The following is a 2,465-nucleotide window of genomic DNA, read 5'->3' on the forward strand; positions in this document are numbered from 1 at the left end:
GGCGCGGCCGCGCTGCAGCGGGCCATCGCCGACCACCTGCGCTACTCGGTCGGGCGGCCGGCCGCGGCCCTGCGTCCCGAGCATTACTACCGGGCGCTGGCGCTGGCCGTGCGTGACCGCATGCAGGACCGCAGGGTGGCGTCGATGCAGACCATGCTGGATCTGGGTCGCAAGGTCACCTGCTATCTGTCCGCCGAGTTCCTGATGGGCCCCCAACTCGGCAACAACCTGCTGAACCTGGGCATCGAGCGGTCGGCGAGGACCGCGCTGGCGGCGATGGGCCAGAGCCTCGACACGGTGCTGGCCTGCGAGGAGGAACCGGGGCTGGGCAACGGCGGCCTCGGCCGGCTTGCCGCGTGCTACCTGGACTCGCTGGCCACTCTGGAGCGTCCGGCGATCGGCTACGGCATCCGCTACGAGTTCGGGATCTTCGACCAGGAGATTCGCGACGGCTGGCAGGTCGAGAAGACGGACAACTGGCTCGACGCCGGAAATCCCTGGGAGATCGCCAAACCCGACATCAACTATGCGGTGAAGTGGGGTGGCTATGCCGAGCACTACACCGACGAGGCCGGCCACGACCGTGCGCGGTGGGTGCCGGGGCGGGTACTCAAAGGCGTCGCCTACGACACCCCGATCCAAGGCTACGGCGTCAACACCTGCAACGTGTTGACGTTGTGGAGCGCACGTGCCGTCAAATCCTTTGCGCTGGAGGCCTTCAACACCGGCGACTACTACAAGGCGGTCGAGGACGAAGTCACCTCCGAGACGGTCACCAAGGTCCTCTATCCCAACGACGAACCGGATGTGGGCAAGCGGCTGCGACTGTTGCAGCAGTACTTCTTCGTGTCCTGCTCGCTGCAGCGGGTGCTGGAGTTGATGGAGGAGATCGCTGACGTCTCTGTGCGAGAACTGCCCCAGCGGTTCGCGCTGCAGCTCAACGACACTCATCCGTCGATCGCGGTCGCCGAGTTGATGCGGCTCCTGGTCGACGAGCGCCACCTCGACTGGGACGACGCGTGGGGCATCACGGTCGCGACGTTCGGCTACACCAACCACACCCTGCTGCCCGAAGCGCTGGAGACCTGGCCGCTGGCGATGTTCTCCGAGTCCCTGCCGCGCCACCTCGAGATCGTCTACGAGATCAACCGCCGATTCCTCGACGAGGTGCGCGCCCGGTTCCCCGGCGACGACGACCGGCTGCGCCGTATGTCGCTGATCGGGGAGGACGGCGGCAAGAGTGTGCGGATGGCGCACCTGGCGGCCGTCGGCAGCCACGCCATCAACGGCGTCGCCGCGCTGCACTCAGATCTGCTGAAAACCAGTGTCCTCAAGGACTTCTACGAGCTGTGGCCGGAACGCTTCAGCAACAAGACGAACGGGGTCACACCGCGCCGCTTCCTTGCGCTGGCCAACCCAGGGCTGCGCGAACTGCTGGACCGCACCATCGGCGAGAGCTGGCTGAGGGACCTGTCGCGGCTGCGCGCACTGGAGCCTTTCGTCGACGACGCCGGCTTCCGTCAGCAGTGGCGCGATATCGCAAGAGCCAACAAGGCCCGCCTGGCCACCTACGTCGGCGCGGCCGCGGGCGTCGAGCTGAACCCGGACTGGATGTTCGACGTCCAGGTCAAGCGCATCCACGAGTACAAGCGCCAGCACCTCAACGTGCTGCACATCGTCGCGCTCTACCATCGGCTCAAGTGCAATCACGGGCTGTCGATTCCGCCACGGACCTTCGTCTTCGGCGGCAAGGCCGCTCCCGGCTATTTCGTGGCCAAGCGAATCATCAAGCTGATCAACGCCGTCGGGGAGACTGTCAACGCCGACCCCGACGTCAACCGGTTCCTCACGGTGGCGTTCGTGTCGAACTTCACTGTGCGCAACGCGCACCTGATCTACCCGGCCACCGACCTGTCCGAGCAGATCTCCACTGCAGGCAAGGAGGCATCGGGCACCGGGAACATGAAGTTCATGATCAACGACGCGCTGACCATCGGCACGCTCGACGGGGCGAACGTCGAGATCCGCGAGGAGGCCGGGCCGGAGAATTTCTTCCTGTTCGGCCTCACGGAACGCGAGGTTGCGGCGGTCAAGGCGGACGGATACCGCCCGGCCGGCTACATCGACGGCGACGAGGAGCTTTGCGCGGTGCTCGATCTCATTGCCGCGGGGATGTTCTCGCGCGGCGATACCGAGGTGCTCCGACCGGTGGTGGACAACCTTCGCTACGACGGTCCGTTTTTGGTGTGCGCCGACTACCGCTCTTACGTCGACTGCCGGGAGCAGGTGAGCGCCGCGTGGCAGGACCAGGATGCGTGGACCAGGATGCGTGGACCACGATGTCCATCCTGAACTCTGCGCGCAGCGGCACGTTCTCCTCGGACCGCGCCGTCGCCGAGTACTGCGACGAGATCTGGAACGTCTGGCCGCTGACGGTGAAGATCTGAGCGGGCCGGGAGTCAGTT

Annotated in this window: 1 pseudogene; it reads left to right on the forward strand. The window is 66.0% G+C overall.

Annotation, left to right across the window (positions count from 1 at the left end):
* Positions 1 to 2,447 (forward strand): annotated as a pseudogene (locus AC2VOP_RS21470) (glycogen/starch/alpha-glucan phosphorylase); the annotation flags it as partial.
* Between the last annotated feature and the right edge of the window lie 18 nt (positions 2,448 to 2,465).

The organism is Mycobacterium sp. TH-M106, assembly GCF_057473765.1.